The sequence below is a fragment of the Terrabacter sp. P2_E3 genome (genome assembly GCF_056403915.1).
In genome coordinates this window covers 43501-62124 of record NZ_JBFUEN010000021.1, presented here as the reverse complement: position 1 = coordinate 62124, position 18624 = coordinate 43501, and the positions used below count along the sequence as shown (strand labels likewise).

Genomic DNA, 18624 nt, shown 5'->3' with positions numbered 1-18624 from the left:
GTTTGCCTGATGCCCCGAGGGGTCGGCTATAGTTCCACTCGTTGTCGCGGCCAGGTAGCTCAGTTGGTACGAGCGTCCGACTGAAAATCGGAAGGTCGGCGGTTCGACCCCGCCCCTGGCCACTACCCGAAACCGCAGGTCAGAAGCCTCTGACCTGCGGTTTTGCCGTTCCTGTGACTCATTGGCGGGTCGCCTCCGGGCGGTCGCCAATGACCGTGAATGACCGCGACACGCCGACGCTCGCCCGGAGTTATCGCACGACTCATCGCACGACGTCTTGACGTCAAGAAACTGGTCCCTGCGTGGCTTGGGCTACACGATGCGCGGTGACCGGCCCTCCCGGACCGTACGCTGGACATGAATCACGACCGAGCGCTCGACTCATCACTCGCGTGCGGAGCAACTCGGCAGTTTCGACGCTGCCGGCTCAACCGATCAGGCGTGGCCGCGACACAGGAACAGACGAACGTCCGTGGCGCCTCGAGCAACACACCGCCCGGCTTCGGTCGAACATCAGCTCGAATGGCTTAAAGTATGGTCGTGGCGACCCCCAAGTTCCGATTCATCGACCTGTTCGCCGGCGTCGGCGGCTTCCACGCCGCGCTGAAGGCCTACGGGGGGGAATGCGTGTACGCGGTGGAGATCGACAAGCAGGCAGCCAACGTCTACGAAGCGAACTGGGGTCACCCGGCGCTCGGCAACATCACTGAGGACGCGGACGAAGACCGTGACATCATGAACGTTCCCGAACATGACGTTCTGTGTGCGGGGTTCCCCTGCCAGCCGTTCTCGAAGTCGGGAGCGCAGCGCGGGATGGATGAGACGCGAGGGACTCTGTTCTTCAACATCGCCTCGATCATTCGTGCGCACCACCCCAAACTGGTGATCCTGGAGAACGTCCGGAACCTAATCGGACCCAGACATCAACATGAGTGGGACACCATTATTGACGTCCTCCGCGAAGAGGGATACCACGTCTCGGATGAGGCCGCGATCTTCTCGCCCCACCTGCTGCCCCCCGCCATGGGGGGCGCGCCTCAGGTGCGTGAGCGAGTGTTCATCACCGCTACCCACGCCCCCGACCTCGCGGCCAAGTACGACGAGCTCGGCGGTCCTGCCCCCGTGGCGGCGATGACTGACCTATTCCCCGCGGAGCCGACACTCGACTTCGTATGGTCCGACGAAGTACGGCGGCAGTTCGACGGAGACTGGTTCCAAGCGCGCAGCCTCACGCACGGTTGGCACCTCGAAGACCTGCTTGACGACGCTCACAACGTTCCCGGCTGCGAGCTCTCGGACACCGAGATGCACTGGATCAACGCCTGGAACGAGTTCGTCAAGATCATGCGCCCGTTGATGGGCGACCGTCACTTGCCCGGACACCCGATCTGGGCAGACGCCTGGCTTGACTTCCCGGAGGCCAAGCGGATCAAGTGGAGCGCGCAGACGATAAAGGTTCCGGCGCGGGTCACGCGCCCCGTCATCGACGGGACCCTCCCAGCGTGGAAGCAGTCACATCTCGCGAAGAACCACGACATGTTCGCGCGGCACTACGAGGCCATAATCCCGTGGGCGCACTACTGGGGTGTCTTCACGGACAGGTTTCCGGCGTCCCGCCGCAAACTCGAGTGGCAAGCCCAGGGTGAAAAAGATCTGTGGCGCACCGTCATGCATCTCCGCCCCTCAGGTATCCGAGCCAAGCAGTCCACCTACCTTCCCGCGCTCGTCGCGATCACCCAGACGTCGATCGTTGGGCCACGTGAGCGACGACTGTCCCCCCGCGAAACCGCGCGCCTTCAAGGTCTCCCTGACACTTTCGTCTTCCCGGACCAGCCCGCCTCGGCGACGTACAAGCAGATGGGCAACGGCGTGAACGTAGGCGCTGTGTGGCACGTCTTCCGAGAGCACGTCAAGCGGGACGCCAGCATCCTGAGCAGGACGCCCGAGGGCCGCCGGATTCTGAAGGCGGCCAAGACAGCGCCGTTGCGGCCAAATGAGATTCTTGCTAGACACGTCCCAGCGCGGGGAGCCACAAACTAACCGGGCTCGCCACAGATGCCGGCTACGGGTCGGTTGCTGGGTAGGCGTCAAGGCTTCCCGAAGATGGAACTTCTCATACCACCCATCTAGAAGTCCTCGACGTGCCTGACGCAACGTTCGCCTGCGCTGACCTGACCACCTGCGCGCACGAGATTGAGTTCGGCTACGTTTGCCGACATGGCGACACACTCCGCACCGTTTGCCTACGCAGACCTCTTCGCGGGCATCGGCGGCTTCCACGCCATGCTGGATCACGCCGGCGGACGGTGCGTCTACGTGTCCGAGAGCGACCGAGAGGCGCGCGGTACCTACCTTCGCAACTGGGTAGAACCGCTGCCCGAGTCGCGGCACCCTGTGGTCAACACCGACATCACCATGGCGACTCCCGATGACGGCCCGGTCGACGTCCCGGCACACGACGTCCTCGCCGCAGGGTTTCCGTGCCAACCGTTTTCGGGGTCTCGTTACCAGCGGGGCATGGACGAGGTACGGGGGACGCTCTTCTGGAACATCGCCCGCGTCCTCGAGGACCGCACGCCGGCTGTTGTCCTTCTCGAGAACGTGCGGAACATCGCTGGGCCACGGCACACGCATGAGTGGGACGTCATCATCCAGACGCTGCGCGAGATCGGTTACCGCGTCTCATCGACACCATCGGTGTTCTCCCCACATCTCCTCCCACCCTCTCTCGGAGGGACGCCGCAGGTCCGGGAACGAGTCTTCATCCTGGGCACCTACGTCGGCCGGGAGCGTGCGCTGAGCGAGACGGACGTTCCGCCGACAGTGGTCCGTGCCCCCGTCGAGGACTGGAACGTCCACGACTGGAGTGCCGAATGGATCCTGGACGACGACTCATCCATCGCAGAGCTCTCCAGGTACCAGCTGACCGCCGAAGAGACAACGTGGGTTGATGTGTGGGACGACCTCGTCCAGCGGATGTGGTCGTCTCGGGGCGTCCGCCTCCCTGGCTTCCCACTATGGGCTGACGCCTGGATCCCGGAGCGTGGCTTAGATCCGTTCGACCTTGAAGAACTGCCTAGTTGGAAGTCGCAGATTTTGGTCAAGAACGCCCGCTTCTACGACGAGCACCGGGACGTGATGCGGGAATGGAAGCGCGCGAACCCCATCTTCGCTACGTTCCCCGAGTCAAGACGCAAGCTCGAATGGCAGGCTCACGACACAGGCTCCCTGTGGGGAACGGTCATGCACTTCCGGCCCTCCGGGATCCGAGCCAAGGCGCCTACCTACCTCGCCACTCCTGTGGCTATCACGCAGAACTCGGTCATCGGCAGCCGTCGCCGCCGACTGACTCCTCACGAGGCAGCGCGCCTTCAAGGTTTCAGTCGTACCTTCTCCTTCGCTGGCCAGCGGGACTCTGCCTCGTACAGGCAGGTGGGCAATAGCGTCGCAGTGGGAGCGGCGTGGCACGTGTTCCGCACGCACGTCGAGCGCGACGCGTCCGACCTGCCCCGTGGCCTGGTGCGCGCCGTCTTGAGTGCGCCTCTCAATCCGACGGGCGACGCGCTCGCTAGAGCAGCCATGCTTCATGAGCCCAAGTCCGCAACAGTCACGACAATTGGGCCAAGTAAGGCGAAGCCCCCAGTTGGAAAGGCTCTTTCCCGTTCACGTCCTCCAACAGTCCATCGCACACAGTTCGCTCACGCTTCCCCGCCGCCGCCCAGCTGGTCCTACATCGAGCGAGGGCGCGCCGCGCCCGCTGATCCGATGTTCTTTCTGCCCGCGGCGACGGTCGCGGAGGCAGTGACGCGGATTTTCTCGCTGACGGGCGCTGCAGAAGGTGGCACACGGGGTGAGAAGCGCGCCATCCTCGCACTGCGGGATGCCCTCGCGCTTGACATCGACGTCGCCCGCACGAACGCCCGCATGGCTCAGCAGATCGCGGAAGTGCTCCGCGTCGAGTGGCGACCCTCCTACGAGGACCTCAACAGGGTGAACCTCGACGGTCTTAACGCACTGCTCGAAGGCGCGACCGAGGCCTATCACGAGAACTCCCTCCGGCGGTTGGCTGGACAGCGACCAGGGAAGCTAGGCGGACCTGAGTGGCTGGCGTTCCAGCCAGCACAGTCGAAGATCGAGGCCGTTAACAGGATCAGCGCGCTGACCAAGTCCGGACCTGAATGGCTCGGGCCCGGGAGCAAGGAGCACAAGCGCGTGCTCATCAACCTGGCGCACGGCCTTGCTCCTGAACTTGACACTCGGCTCTCCAAGACGAAGCTCGGTGCGGCCCTGGCGGATGTCTTCGACGCGCCGTGGTCGGCCGAATGTGAATCGACTGGAGAGACGATCTCGCTCATCGGTTTGAACATCCTCCTGGCCGGAGCGGAGCGTCAGCTCGGAAAGCTGGGAGTCGCTCGCGCAATGTTGTTGGGCACACCTGAGGAGGAAGGTGCGGCCCTAGCAGCCGCTCTGCTCGACGCCTGGCGCGCCTCACCTCATCCCGACGGGATCAAACGCGTTGTCTGGGATGCGCGCAAATGCATCCACTGGATGCTGGACCAGGGGGTCACGGAGGGCCCCAACCAGAACGAGTGGCAAGGCTTCTACTGGGAGTCGCGAGGCAAGGCAGTGCTCAACGCAGCGTTCACCCCCAACCCGAGCCCGCCGAAAACCCGATACGGCAACACGGCCTTCGACTACTCGTTGCGGTATGTCTGGGACCTCAAGGCCCACACCGAGGCTTGGCGACACCCGATTTCTGGCAGGACCCTGACTGGCCAGGCTGTGGCGCCGCTAAACGACCAGGACTCGATGAGTGCCTGCATCGAGGACCAGGGACTGGGTTTCCTCATGGTCGGCGGAGTTGCCGTGGCAGACGAGGACGAGACGTTCGTGCAATGGCACCGGCAGTTCAAGGCGGCGCAGGGTGTGAAGTCGAAGCCCTCCAACTCCGGCCGATCGCGACAACGCAAGGCGGCATTCGAGCCACTCCACGTCGAGGCCTTCTACTTCCACAACCTGCCAGCGCTTGAAGCGGCGAAGGCTGCAGGCCAGGTCACGGGCTTTCTGCAGGGAAAGCAAGCCCCCGACGAGGAAGGCGCGGAGGGCAGGGCACGCCGCCCTAAGTACAACCTGAGCGTGAACAAAGCCAGAGGATCGTCGCTCGCGGTGGCACGCTTCGACTGGCCGTCCGAGAGCTAACCAACGGAAGCGGCTCGTAGGCGTGAGTTCCAACGCAATCGCCCCGTGGCAGGTCCCGCCTGCTCGAGGTCGATGGCGACGACTTCTTCGCCGACTTCGGGCATGGCACCCGGAGTAAGCAGGAGCCGGAACGTCGTCGATCCCGGCAACCTACTGGCCAGGTCCAGCGAACGCAGTCCTGTCCGGTCTGTTCCGTGACGACACCACGGACATCGACACGCGGCCAGGCGTCGCTGCGGCCTCTCCAGTAGTCCTCGCGTACGACGCGGAAGGGGCTGCCATGCTGTTGGTGCCGACCGACCTGCCCGATGGTGTCTTTGTACCTGCACCTGCCACTACGGTGGACGGGGACACCACCGTCGACATCCGGTCGAAACGCCGGTCCTTGGTCAGGCCGCCGAGGGCGCTGGCGACCCGGTCCAGCCCGCCGATCGAGTGCGGCTGCTCCTCGGACTCGCACAACACCGCCCGCCACCGCCCGGAGTGGGACAGTGCCCCGACGAGCAGGTGCGCGGTCTTGCCCCAGCCCCAGTGCTCGGGCGGGTCGGGCCGCTCGACCCAGTCCCACTGGGTCTATTCGCCCGGCGGGTGCTCGATGACCGCGACCGCCCGGTCCTTCGTGGGCCGGCAGGGCTCGCACGCCGGGCGCAGCCCGCGGGCGCGGAGCTGCCGGGTCAGCGTCGGGTAGGACCGGTCATAACCGAGCGCCGCAGCTCGTCGAACAACATCATCGCCCACAGGTGCGGGTCGTCCTTCAAGCGCTGGGCGGCCTACGCCTCGAACCTCGCGAACGGATCCGGCCCCGTCGACTCGCGGGCCCCGGGCTGCTTGCCGGTCAGGTAGGCCCGGACCGTCTTGCGGTCCCGGCCCAGGTGCCGAGCGATCGCGCTGATTGTCCAGCCCTGCTTACGCAACGCGTGCGCGTCGATGTCTTCCTCCCGTGTGACCATGAGCAGTGGGGGTCATTCGGCTCGGCTGGTGCGTGGTCAGAGACCACCAGCCTCGAAGGAGCCCCACCCGACTCGGCGGAGCCACACGGGTGGGGAATTTCAGCGAGCAGGTCTGGGGACTTTCAGATGAGCGCCATCAGTGTGCATACGCCGAGCCCTGATACCTCTGGGCTCAGTCGAGCCCTAGTCGGTGGGCAACCTGCGCGCCGCCTATCTCACGAATGAAGTCGGGTTCGCCGATGACGACGAGCTCGTCGGTGGCGCGGGACATCCCGACATAGAGCATCTCGCGGGCGCGTTCGGGGTTCTGGGTGTTGACGCAGAGCACGACTGCGCGTCGCTCGAGGCCTTTGCATCCCAGCACATGCCCGTAGAAGACATCCTCGTCGTCCCAGAAGGAACGCCAGTACCCCACGTGCCCATCTGCCGCCTGTCGTTCGACCTGCGCGGGGTGCCGTGAGCCCATCGTCAGCAGCGCGACGTGCTGTGGCTGCCAGCCCTCGGCCAGGAGCATGTCGACAGAGTCGTCCGAGGTGCCGATCGAGTCGTCGGAGCTGCACGCTACGAAGCGCACCTCCGCGCCGGTCCCGCCGCGTAGTTGCATCCGCATCGGCGCTAGGGGCCCGAACGCGCGGGCGATCTGCTGGGTGTTGCGCAGGTTGTGGTCCAGCACAAGCGGCACCAGCGGCACTGGAGGCTGGCCGAACCGGGCGAAGATGCGCTGGTTCTCGTCCGAGTAGACGTACAGGCCGCCCTCGTCCTCGTCCCGCAGTGCCTTCATCAGCGGATGCCACCAGTGGTCGGCGAAGTCCTGTGCCTCGTCCACGATGACGGCGTCGAACTTCTTCCCGTCGGGCAGACCAGCGGCGACGTCGGCCATCCGTTCGGCAAGGTCGCGCTCCCAGAAGGCGGCGTCGTTGCGATCGTGTGAGGCCGTATCGATGCCCCACTCGTTGGCCAAATCCTCGAAGGACCCGGCGAACGCGGGACGGTGGTTGCGTGACACTCCGGCCAACTGCCGCTTGAAGTACTGCGATAGTCCAATCGAGTAGCACACGAGCGCGACGCGTTGCGCCTTGCGCTCGCCCTGCCCCCTTGTCAGGTCCTTGGCCTGAGTCAGCGCCAAAATTGTCTTGCCACTGCCTGCGCCGCCGCGTATCTCCATCCGCCTGATCAGCCGTGTCACGGACAGCAGGGCCGCTTGTTCCTGTGTCAGCCGGTCGGCGGAAGCTTCGCGCTCGTCGGCCTCGCCGGCCCGGTCATAGGCCGGGAAGCCGCGGCCGGTGAGGATCTCGAGGATCAGCTCGACGTCGTCGGCGTTCGGCACGCGCTGAGTGTTCTCCTGGAGCGCGCAGACCTGCTCGAGCCGGGCAGCCAGGTCGTCCAGGTCGCCGCGACCGGTGACCATCCACCGGGGGCACTCCGGGGTGGCAAAGTCGGCGGCCAGGTCGGTGTATGGCAGGACGATGGCGTGGCCCCACCGGACACGGCTGTGCCGGGCCTTCCAGCGCGGGTCGTCCTCGACGAACTCGCGCAGGGCGTACTTGCCATCGCGGCATTGATCGACGGGCCGGATGCGGCTGCGGCGCGTGCCGCCGCCGGTCCACCACTGCCCCTGGAGGTCGACCGTGACGCTGCCCCCCTTGATCTCCACTACGACGACGCCGACGCCGGGCATGAGGGCGACGATGTCGAGCTCGTGGTCTTTCAAGGCGGACGTCAAACGCATGTTCGGGATGAGCAATGTGTCGTCCGCCGCCGCTCTACACAGCCGCTCCCAGACGACCCGCTCGGACTCGTGCGCGAACCGCGGGGTCTCCCCCACCACCCTGACCATGCGCCAGACCCTAGTGGTGGGGGGCCATGCCTAACGCGCCACGCGCCGGAGTTACTCGATGAGCGATGCTTGGCATGTGGTCAGCACGTACGAGTCATGGGCGTCCTCGCCGGCGACCCGTGCGGTCATGCAAGGCAACAAGCGACGAGATACCAGGCCGGAGATGGAAGTCCGGCGCGCCGTGCACGCTCTCGGACTCCGCTACCGCGTCGACGCGCGTCCTCTCGCACATCTCAACCGCAGGGCAGATCTGGTCTTCAGACGGGCGAAGGTGGCTGTCTTCATTGACGGCTGCTACTGGCATGGTTGCCCCCAGCACGGCACCATAGCTCGCACCAACAGCCACTACTGGGCTGCGAAGATTCAACGCAACCGAGATCGGGACGCAGACACCGATGCCCGCCTCCGCGAAGCAGGCTGGGCTGTCCTCCGAATCTGGGAACACGAGGAACCTGCTCAAGCGGCTGCAAACATCGCGCACCTCGTGCGCTCTATGCCCTGAAGAAGTCCATCCCGACTTGCAGTCGTGGACTCACGCAACCCAAGGGCCGTCCGATGCTGCCTCCCCGAGGCCAGTACCTAATACACGCGACATGATTCGGCGCCCATGCATGGCCTCTACACCCGGTACAGCCTCCATCGTCTTACTTCTTATGATGGCCGCTGGGGTCGCCGGTACCGCGAGTCCCATTTCATGCGGGCGGTTCCTGGCCCTGCGCGCTCAAGGTCGAGCGCCACGATCTCGTCGCCCACCAGCACCTCGACCCCGGCAGTAAGCAGCAGGTGGAGATGAGACGAGGCGCCCTTCGGATTCACCGTCGTGAGGGTCGCACGGCCATCCAGACTCTCGGTCACAACGCCGCGAACGTCCCTCGATGGCCAGTCTTCTGTCCGCTCAACCCAGTAGGGCAGGCACGCGACCCGAAACGGGCATCCTCTGCAGTTGTCGGCATTCGGGTTCGCCACGAACACGCCAGAGGCCTGCATCTCGTTGAATCGACGCATTTCCTGCTGCGCCTGAAGGACTACCTCTTCCACCGCCTCCGCGACGACCGGGATGACTTCTTCTTGTCCCTTGACGTTCTGAATGACGACGTCTTGTGGCAGTTCGCCCAGTTCGCAAGCCACGAGATGGGCGTACAGCAACAACTGGCGCACCTGAGTAGGTCGCACGCTGCTTTGGTGCACGCCGGTCTTGAAGTCGACGACCCGCAGCCGCCCTTCCCGAATCTCTACGCGGTCGGGAGTTCCGCGGAGGCGCGATTGAGCGTCATCAAGTCTCAGCTCGACCCAAGGGAGAGAGGGAAGCACCTTCCGTGGCAACTGCCCCTGGCTCGCAGGCGCCCTAAGACCGCGACCGCGATCGTCACTCGTCCCCACCTCAGCGAGGTTCAGGCGTCGTAGGAGCCGAGTCCTTGTAGCGACGTACCCGGGCCACAAGTTCGGCCCAGGGACTACACGGCCGGGCCATGCTTGCTTCAGCAGCGCAAGCTCCTGAGCGACGAGCTGGTCCCAGCGGCCCTCGAGCCAAGGACGGCGCTGACCCGGTGGAGGAGCGCTCCCCCGCGTCGCCTCCTCTGTGAGCGCGTGCGCGACGATTCCAAGCGACGTTCGTGTCGATCGTGCCACCCATGGCCTCGTCGCCGCGCTCATCTGGTACGCCAGCCTCATGGCGCACGTGTCAAGGGTATTGAGGGTTGACGGTGTCGCGCGCGTCAGAGGATCACATGCCGGTTCGGGCCAAGCAAGTGCCGTCATAGGAGACTTCGAATCACCGAGAGTGGCCGACGTGACGCGTCGAAGACGCACGACTGCGCGACGCCTCTGCTGCCGTGGGACGCCTCGACTTCGTCGATTGCGATGATCTGCTCTTCCACTGCGTGGTCCTCGTTGCGCTGCCAAAGCGGGTGGCCTAGAACAACGGCCTTGCCCGTGGCGCGATTCGCCACGAACGGGACGCCCCCCGCCGTCTCGCCGGCTTCCAGACTGACCAGGCTTGTCGCGGCGATCCCGGCAGCCACCTTGCGCCCAAGGTCGAACCAGCGAATAGGCAGCAAGGGCTCGTCAGCAAGCAGGTCCAGCATGTCCAGCGCGAGCCGCCAGTCAAGGGACCCGTGCAGGCTCCGATTGTCGTATGACCGGAGGCAGTCGATGCAGGAGGAGGTACAGACGCTGTGAGACCGCTCGTTCCACTCCTCGTTCAGCAGCTTGCGGGTGTCTGTGAGAAGCATGCCGAAGTTCTCTCTTCTTCCCAGTTCGGCCGCGTAACCGGCGCCGTTGTCGAGAGCATCCGCCATGAATACGGTCATGGCACCTTCACTCGTCGGATAGAGCCCGAAGACCAGCTCGCCAGGGTCTATGTCCAGTAGTCGCTTTGCCCCCCTTCGAAGGACCTCGGCCAGCGACCAGTAGGCAGGAAGGCCGGCAGGCAAGAGCTTGGCGGAGTAGGGGACGAGGCCCCCAGGTGCATGATGCGTGCTGAGCCCAACCGTGAGCACATCTGTCGTGCGAAGCTCTCCGATGGCGATCTGACCAAGACTCGGCAGATTCGCTGGAGGCCAGCCCTTCACGTCCTGGAACAGGTCAGGCTCGTCCACGAGGACCGAGCCGTCATTGTTTCGCGCGATGGTAAAGAGTCGTCCAGCGTTGTCGTTGATGTGAAGAAGTCGAGCCTGCTCGTACGTCGAGACGCTTGCGCCGAGGAGAAGGTCCTCTTCTTGGGGTCGATCGGCAATGGCGATGCTGGGCATGCCGGCATTAGGCGACTCGTCCGCCTCGTCATCGAAGTCGCGAGACCGGTAGTCGGTTCGAAACCCTGTGGGCTGACGCATCTCGAAGACGCGCAGCCCTGCACCGCAGATGGCGCATGCCTCGCCCTCGGGGTGGATGTACGTCCCAGTGCACGAGTCACACTGTCCGACGGTTATGGCTGGGCCGAGGGGGTCTACCGGCTTCATACCGCCGAACGTCGGCTGCCAATCAGCGAAGCCCGCGACAACATGGACGGAACCGTCACGCACGATCTTCGCTCCCGGGGCGAACATCGAGATGGCCTGGCTGAGGGGACGATCCGACACCGTAACGGAGTCGAGCTCTCGAAGGTCTTTTGGACGACGCCGAACGAGGCCACGAACTCGAGTGGGAAAGCCGAACATCGGCAGCACGCCGTACGTCGCCAGCACTTCGCTGACCTCTGTGACCCCGGCGTCGCGCGCAACCGCCTCGTCGATGTCAGACACGAGCCCGCCCGTGGTTGCCCACTGAAGGATGGAGTCCTTCTCGACCGGTGACAGACCAGTGTGAGCCGTGAAGACCTCACACACCTTGCGCACCCTGGCACTGTCCGAGAGCCACGCGACGACAGCGCCCCTACGGCCGGGCCACTCGGCAGTCGATCCGAACGTGCCATGGATGCTTCCGGGGGTCCACTCAGGGCTGTCGGCCAACGTGGCGAATGACCGTCTGAGAAGCTCCGCTGCCACGACACGCTGGATGATTCGAGGTCGACGCAGATCGAGGAACGGCTGGGGCGGGTCGTCCCCGGTCATTCGCCGGGGAGTCGCGTAGTAGTCGTCGTCGTGTGTGCGATCACGACACACAGTCACCGCGTACGAGAACGCCTGACCGGCTCGCCCAGCACGCCCCACACGTTGCTGGTAGTTGAACCGTTGAGGCGGCATATTCGCCATCAAGGTGGAGCGCAGGGACCCGATGTCGACCCCGACTTCCATGGTGGTTGTCACGCTCAGAACATCGAGTGGCACCGTGAGGGCGTTCTCCTGCGGATTCGGCAGGAGAACACCCTTGAACACTCGAGCACGCCGGCGCTGCTCACTTAGGGGCTTGGTCTGGCCGGTCAGTTCCGCTATGGCCATTCGGCGGGGGGCTCGGTGGGCCAGCCACGTGTAGTAGTCCTGATCCCCCTCGCTTTCGTCGCGATGCCTCGCGACAAGCGTGGACCGGAAGCAACCGTTGTTGGCGCACACGCCGCCTGACCCATGCGCATGGGAGAAGTTGCACACCTCGCACACATACTCGGTTGCCGCGCACGGCACGATCGACAAGGGGACGCTCAACGACTTGAGGTCGAGAAGCCAGTCTGTCGCCAGCCCGCCTCGTGACAACTGACCGCGGACCCAGTCGACGAGGAGTAGGTGGTCGATGTCGTGACGCTCGGCAACGGCCTTGAGATAGAGCCCAACCGGCCGAGGAGGATTTGACATCGCGGCCGCGTCACCGCCGACCCACCGTCTGCGGATGCCCAGAGTCCGGATCACCGAGCACAGAACCTCATCACCAGTCTCCTTGGGAAGCGGGCCTGCCGCTGTCGGAGCCGAGTGGGCGAGGTAGGCGATGCCCATCGACTCCAGATCGCGGCCCGCCCTTGCGAAGATGGAGAGTGCCAGCGCCTGTGCGAGCTTCTCCTCGTGCATGGCTGCTTGCGAGGTGCGCGTGGCCGGATCCAGTGCGTTCCAGAGACCTTGGTCTGGGGGCGCAAACGCGGTCCACCAAGGGCTGCCGTCTTGGTTGATTAGCGCCGACGGACCGGAACCTCCCGGCGGCACCCCCAGAGCGACCAGCCTCTCCGATATGGCTTGCTGCAGTTCCGGCCACTTGAGCGAACGGCGCTGGGAGAACGCCTCCTCCACCTGGGCCTGCTCCTCGGTGGTCAGGGGCATGTGCGCGCTCCGCGCCAGGAGCCCTGGCACGAGGGGATGGCTCTGTTTGAAGTCTTCGAAGAGGGCGCTCTCCGCGAGGGCGAGCTGCTCGAAACGTATAGCCCGTTCGACTATGGCGCGCAGATCCTGCGGCCCCTCGCCGATGACCTGCTGAGCGATCTGTCGGATCAGGTCCCTATGGTGGTTCAGCGCCACGGCTGCAGCCGTGCGTGCAGCGTCGTCGCGGCTGTCGGTGAAGACGATCGTGCGGCTCTCATTCGGGTCGTCGCCCATGCTGCGGACGAGTTGCGAGAGGTACAGCTGCGTCGACTGTGCAGCACCGGCGGTGTGAGCCCTGATGGGACTCCGTACCGCGCCCGCGAAGAACTTGTCGCTCGGGTTCCAGCCCTCCGTGTCACATCGAGGGCAGCGATCCGGCAGGGCTGGGATGCGGATGTCTGTGTTCGCGCCCTTGTCCACGGCCAGGACCCAGCCGTTGCTATCGGACTGCGACCGCTCGACGAACCCCGTGGCGAAATCGAGTCGAGCGGGGGCGAAGGCGAAGCCCACGGACTTCTTGTGTGGCGTGGTCTTCGTCCAGGATGGGTCGGGGCTGAGAGGTCGCTCCCCCGGCCAGAACCACACGAACTCCGAGTGCTCGCGCTTGAAGACTGGCGCGGCCGAGGACCTGACGAGGCCCACGTTCGCCGATCCGATCACGGCGCCCTCCGGCTCGCCCTCACCACTGCGGTCAACAACGAATCCGCCGAGGCTGACGTCGCCGCATGAGTAGCAGTACAGCAGCTCCAGAACTCGTGAGCCACAGAAGTCACAGGATGCGGCTGGGATGTCGAACAGCTTGCCGAGCGTCCGGCCTTGGCGAGCGGATTCGTCCACACCCCCACATTCGGGGTTGCAGCAAGCCCACATGCCTCTCATGGTCCGGACGAACTGATGGGCACGGAGCGGGACGCCTACGTCGCTGCTGCTGCTGCCGGATCCGATGCGATCGAGGACACGGCTGAGCTCGACCAGATCTGGCTCGCCGAAGAGTCGCTGAGCCACAGTCGAGGCCTCCGTGGCGCGGGCCCGTCCTGAGGAGGGGTCTACGCATGCGGCCGCGATGCTGAAGGAGAGATCTCGCGTCCCATTCGCGGCGGAGGCCTCGAAACCGCCGAACTCCTGCTGCTTCAGCGGCGGAATCTGGAGTGGCCGTCCAGCTGTGAGGAAGAAGCTGGATGGGGCAAGACCGAAGAACTGCTCGAGGTACTCGAGCCCCGATTGGTCGTCTGTGAGTGAGGCGCTGGTCGCAATGACGCGCACCTGCGGAGAGTCAGGTGTCACCCCCAGTCGACTCAGAAGGCTACGCACGACCATCGCGACCTCACTGCCGGCCGTGCCTCGATAGAGGTGCAGCTCGTCAACGACCAATGTGAAGACGTTATCCGTGGAAGCCTCGAGCCATTCACGTGTCGCCCGGAAGAGGCCCTCCTCATGCGAGCGCATGAGCATGGCGTTCAACATGGAGTAGTTGGTCACCAGCACATCGGGTGGGGTGGCAACCATGTCCCACCGCAGAAGCAGCTCGTGGGCCGTTGGGTCGGGGAACTGCGCGAGATCCTCCTCCGACACGGTCGACCGGTTCGTCAAACGCTGGAACTCGGCTGCCTCGTCGATCAGCTCGTCGCGAACCTGGTACAGAGATCGACTGCCCGCCGCGGCGGGCTTGACTGAGCCCAGCGAGACGCCGGTATAGCGCCCGAACCACAGCGGCTGTCTAGGCCGGGCACGACCGATCCGCCGCACTGCGCGGCGCAGTCGGGTCATCTGATCCTCGACAAGGGCATTCGTGGGGTACAGCACCAGCGTGCGAACCGCTGCCTTGCGTGATTCAGGTCCACGCAGCGGGCTCCACGCCCTTGCCTCTGGCTTCCTTTGCCACCAGAGGTCAGGTGACGCTTGGTCCGGCCATTGGTGTGACTCCTCAACGAGTCTCAGGAGGGCGGGAAGCAGGAAGCTCTCGGTCTTGCCTGAGCCGGTTCCTGACGTAACGACGACGTTGCGGCCATCCGCGAGGCCAGGACGGAAGTGATGCAGAACGGCTTGCGCCTGATGTTCCCGGAGTCTGGTAGGAGACCCCTGTGGGGTGAAGGAGCCGAATAGGGCATCGCCGACGACATTGGCCGTCTCGTCGGAGATCTGGGCTTCGCGAGTTGTCGCGAGCAGCTCCGTCGTCGCTGGGTATGGCAGGACCGGCTCGAGCAAGGTTTCGCTGAGGAGCCGATCTCCCATCGATAGCAGGGAGCGGCGCTCTGCCATCAGAGTCGGGCTTCGAAGCCAGAAGGCCGTGTCGATGTAGCGAAGGTACGCGGCGGCCAGGTCGTCGCGAAGGGTCAGTGGAGTCGTGCCCATTGGATATTGCCTTTCAGGCCATGAAGAGGGAGAACAGGCGATCCGCTGCCCACCGAGGGACGCCCTGATACCCGATCGAGCGGGTTGCGCGAGAGATCTGTGGCGGCTGACCCGAGCAAAGGGCGACTGCTCTGCCATAGAGACCGGGCAAGTCGGCACCCATAGGCACGACAAGCGTGCGGCTTGATTCGAGGTAGCCGATCAGCGGGCGCTGCGCCGCCCGCGCCGCTAGATGCTTCACCAGTTGCACGCTGCCGACCTTCGCCTCCCGTCGAATGGCGCCCTGTCCATCGACCCAGACAGAGACCCGTCGAAAGGACTGCTCTAGGCGGTAGGCACCGGGCACTCCAACCCCGGGACTTGGGTGCCACGCGGCTCCCTCGAGGTCGAAGATCGAGGCTTTCTGGTAGTCGGGAAGAGCCACAGTGGGCAACGCCGTCTCCACCTCACTTAGTGGAGGCAGGGCGGGCAACATGCTCTCGGCCGCGCCCTCCACGACGTAGGCCGGGATGTCGAGACTGTCCGCCGCTTCGCTGAGTTGCCTCGCATCGACACCTCGGACAACCCAGGCAGTTGGGCCTCGGTCGCTGAGAGCGTTCACCAGCGCGCCGGACATGGGGGCCAAGGTCCGAGCCAGCTGCTTGCGGGCCCCGTTGGACCACACGCCGGCGAGTACAAAGTCGCCGCTGGGCATCTGAGCGAGGTAGGCCGGATTCGCCTCCCACTCAATAGGCTGCATGGCGGAGTCCCGGCGAACGTCTATGTGACCCAGGAGCTCCAGGGTCCTCAGGAAGTCGTCAACGAAAAGGCTGGAACCTTCAGCTTGGGTGGCGACGCGCTCCAACGCCCCTATGCTTCCTCCACCCACATGGATCAGCGCATCTAGACAGTCGTCCCACCCAAGAACTCGCTCTTCATGATCCGGAAGATCCCCAAAGTGGAAGGTTGGGATCGGCTTCTGGGCCTGCGCAGCCTTCTTCCACTTCGGTCGTGCGGGGTAGGACTTGGCGACTCCGCAGTCTCGGCAGGTGCTCAAGAACCGGCCGTGGGTTGGCTTGTCGTCGATTTCCATGTAGTGCGCGCCGGTCACCACGCATGACTTTGGGTCCGCTTGCCCAAGTACAACGACCGGCGCCTCCGCTCCGCGGCTGGTTCTCCGTGTACTCCAGCTGATGCCGGCCCCAATGAGGCGAACTGGAACGTCTCGATCGCCGCCGTTCACTGTGCAAAGTCCGTCGACCAGAGGCGTGCTCTCATCGCTCGCCTCAGAGGCGCTCAGAGCGCCGAGACCACTCCGTCCCAGGTCATAGTTGAGTCGCGTGCAACTCTCCCAAGTGATGACGTCCGGAGTCTCCGCAGAGCGCAACCGAAGGGTCGTTGCGGAGATCGGCTTGCGCTCGTCGTTCACAAAGAGCTCGATCTCGTAGTCCCCGTCGGCAAGCTCAAGGTCCCCCAACGGCTGAACAAACGCCGGAGCCTCAACGGTCCACGAGTCGAGGGCCATCCGGACTTCACCGAGCTCCGTAAGCGACACCGTGAGTCGTTCGGCCTCAGCCACAGCGGCGCGGATCTCTGGTGGGCGCAGGCTCGACCACTTTCGTACGCGGCCGGGGAGCTTCAGACCACCCGCGAGGCTCAGCTGTGCGGTAGTGAGCGGCACCAGGACGTTGAGGTCGATGCGCTTGACCTCCTGGGGTACTGCATAGAGTTGCACGTCGTCGAGAACAACCCAGCCGTCCGGCACCCCGGGCATGTCAGGCCGATCCGACCCCTTGAAACCCGTGTAGGTATGCCCGTGACGACCGTACTTTTCGAGAAGATCGACGACCTCGGCCAGCAGGCGCGGGTCGTCCTTGACGAGGAGAATCGAGTCGTCGGCGAGTTGAACACGATCGACCTCAATGAACGTGCCTAGCAGCTCGTCTTTCCGGAAGGGCACCACTCGACGGGGGTGTCTGCTGACTCGCTCACCGGTCAGTTCGTGCTCCAGCTCAAGCACTGCTCCTGCGAGCGATTCCGCGTCCAATCTCGTGCCTTGGATGGGTCGCAGTCGTCCACCTGCAGCAGGGAGGACGCCCACGGCGGGCCTGCCCTCTGCCGAGGCAACCCGAACGGAGGCGGTGTCAACGACTGTGGGGAAACGCGCGGAGAGCGATAGCTCAAGAGACCGGCCGCCAAACTGCTGTCGGACGAGGGCAGTCAGCGATAGTTCCCCTCTCGCCGCCGGCCCTTCTGCCAGCGTGGGGACGGACCCATCCCAGTGTGCGAGCTCGACGGCCACAACACCCGCGATGCGCTCCTTCGCGGAGCTGCTTCGCCAGAGTCGCTGCAAGTTGGCCGAGACCGGTGGCGCGGCGGTGGGGATCCAGGCATCAAGAAGCCGCTCGAGGTCGCTTGGAATCAGCTCGCTTCCCGCGGCCAGGCTGAACTGTCGGAAGAAGTGCGGCAACTTGGCTCGATCTCCGGCGCGCACCAGAGCCTGAGACTGAGGTATACCGACGTAACGGTGGCCTAGAGCGTAAGCCGTGGGGAGCCCCAGCAGACCCTCATTTGCCTCCAGGTACTCATTGAGTCCGCGCCAGAAGGCTTCCGTCGTGGGAAACCGCTGTTTGAGCCGCCTCGACTCGACCTCAGATAGGCCAAGCACTTCCGCGAGCCTCGGGTAGTACGCATGAGCTGCCTCATTCGCGTTTCCGCCCATGCGCTCGGCAGCCAGCACGAGCACTGTGAGCAGCGCGATGACTGGGGGTGGCACTGAGGCACCCTCGGCACCCTTATGGCGCCGTCCTTGACGCCCGATGACGGTTCTGCGCCAATCGAGAAAGCGCTGCAGGTGCTCGGCGAGGACGCCCCCGGGGCCGTCGAGGTCCAAGGTGGAGCGGACAGTCTGGACCAGCGCGTCGTGACCATGACCCCCTTGCAGGCCCAAGGCCTTCGCGCATTCCTCCAAGACACCCTCGTCGACGTCAAGGTAGACGGGCAACCCGTCGTGGCCCTCCCCAAACATCTCTGCCGCTAGGACCGCGTTCCAGCGGTCATACTCAACCCACGTCGACGTCATTCCCCTGCCTTTCAACCAAGTTCGTTGAGACCCTAGCGACGCACGGCGACAGTGGAGGCGCATGTGATGGAATGACTTGCCCTTTTTGGGTCGCTTCTCGTTGATCCCGTCCCACGCATGGTTGGCATCAGGAGCAATGGCACTGCTGACATGGTCCGTCAGGGGAGCGGTGTCTTCGGCCGGTACACATTTCGCCCGGTGGGCTGCGCACGGACCCGAAGGGCCGGCCGGCTGTCATCAAATCGAGAAGCTCCCGCGGTACTACTCCTGGCCATCCAGGGAGTCGACGTCGGAACAGTCAGCCGACGGCCACGTCTTCCCCGTCACTCGCACGCCCTCTCCAGCAAGCCGGAGTGCCTCCTCGACGTCAGCGGCGCAGACGTAGTCTCGTTTGGTGCGCATTCCACCCGGGACGGTGACCCAACCTCCGGACAGCGCAGCATCCCGACACGCAAGCTCACTCGTCTGGCAGCCCGACATGTCCCCGGATACGTACCTCTGCTGGGT

Annotated in this window: 8 protein-coding genes and 1 tRNA gene; 4 read left to right on the top strand and 5 right to left on the bottom strand. The window is 64.8% G+C overall.

Annotation, left to right across the window (positions count from 1 at the left end; all coding sequences use genetic code 11):
- The first annotated feature begins 48 nt into the window (after positions 1-48).
- From AC1DW8_RS20975 to AC1DW8_RS20965, 3 genes are all read left to right on the top strand, one after another.
- Positions 49-122 (top strand) — tRNA-Phe (locus AC1DW8_RS20975).
- Positions 123-540: 418 nt separating this feature from the next.
- Entirely contained in the window at positions 541-2040 is a 1500-nt protein-coding gene (locus AC1DW8_RS20970; protein WP_478095762.1) for a DNA cytosine methyltransferase, read from the top strand.
- A 177-nt stretch (positions 2041-2217) separates the two neighbouring features.
- Positions 2218-5199 (top strand): DNA cytosine methyltransferase, encoded by a 2982-nt coding sequence (locus AC1DW8_RS20965; RefSeq protein WP_478095761.1) that lies wholly within the window; start codon positions 2218-2220, stop codon positions 5197-5199.
- 770 nt (positions 5200-5969) lie between these two features.
- Here AC1DW8_RS20965 and AC1DW8_RS20960 read toward each other — a convergent pair.
- Positions 5970-6149 (bottom strand): helix-turn-helix domain-containing protein, encoded by a 180-nt coding sequence (locus AC1DW8_RS20960; protein WP_478095760.1) that lies wholly within the window; start codon positions 6147-6149, stop codon positions 5970-5972.
- Positions 6150-6321: 172 nt separating this feature from the next.
- Positions 6322-7986: an NERD domain-containing protein gene (locus AC1DW8_RS20955; protein WP_478095759.1), complete on the bottom strand. Its 1665-nt coding sequence runs from the start codon at positions 7984-7986 to the stop codon at positions 6322-6324.
- Between the two features lie 58 nt (positions 7987-8044).
- Between AC1DW8_RS20955 and AC1DW8_RS20950 the strand changes: the two genes are divergently transcribed.
- Entirely contained in the window at positions 8045-8488 is a 444-nt protein-coding gene (locus tag AC1DW8_RS20950; RefSeq protein ID WP_478095758.1) for a very short patch repair endonuclease, read from the top strand.
- 149 nt (positions 8489-8637) lie between these two features.
- Here the strand turns inward: AC1DW8_RS20950 and AC1DW8_RS20945 are convergent, their stop codons facing one another.
- The 3 genes from AC1DW8_RS20945 to AC1DW8_RS20935 are packed head-to-tail and all read right to left on the bottom strand — an operon-like array spanning position 8638 to position 18117.
- On the bottom strand, positions 8638-9744 hold the full coding sequence (locus AC1DW8_RS20945) for a PD-(D/E)XK nuclease family protein (protein WP_478095757.1): 1107 nt from the start codon (positions 9742-9744) through the stop codon (positions 8638-8640).
- The gene (locus tag AC1DW8_RS20940) at positions 9741-15056 is read right to left on the bottom strand and encodes a DEAD/DEAH box helicase (protein WP_478095756.1); all 5316 of its coding nucleotides are present in this window, start codon (positions 15054-15056) and stop codon (positions 9741-9743) included. The genes AC1DW8_RS20945 and AC1DW8_RS20940 overlap by 4 nt, the downstream gene beginning before the upstream one ends.
- Before the next feature lie 13 nt (positions 15057-15069).
- Positions 15070-18117: a hypothetical protein gene (locus tag AC1DW8_RS20935; protein ID WP_478095755.1), complete on the bottom strand. Its 3048-nt coding sequence runs from the start codon at positions 18115-18117 to the stop codon at positions 15070-15072.
- Between the last annotated feature and the right edge of the window lie 507 nt (positions 18118-18624).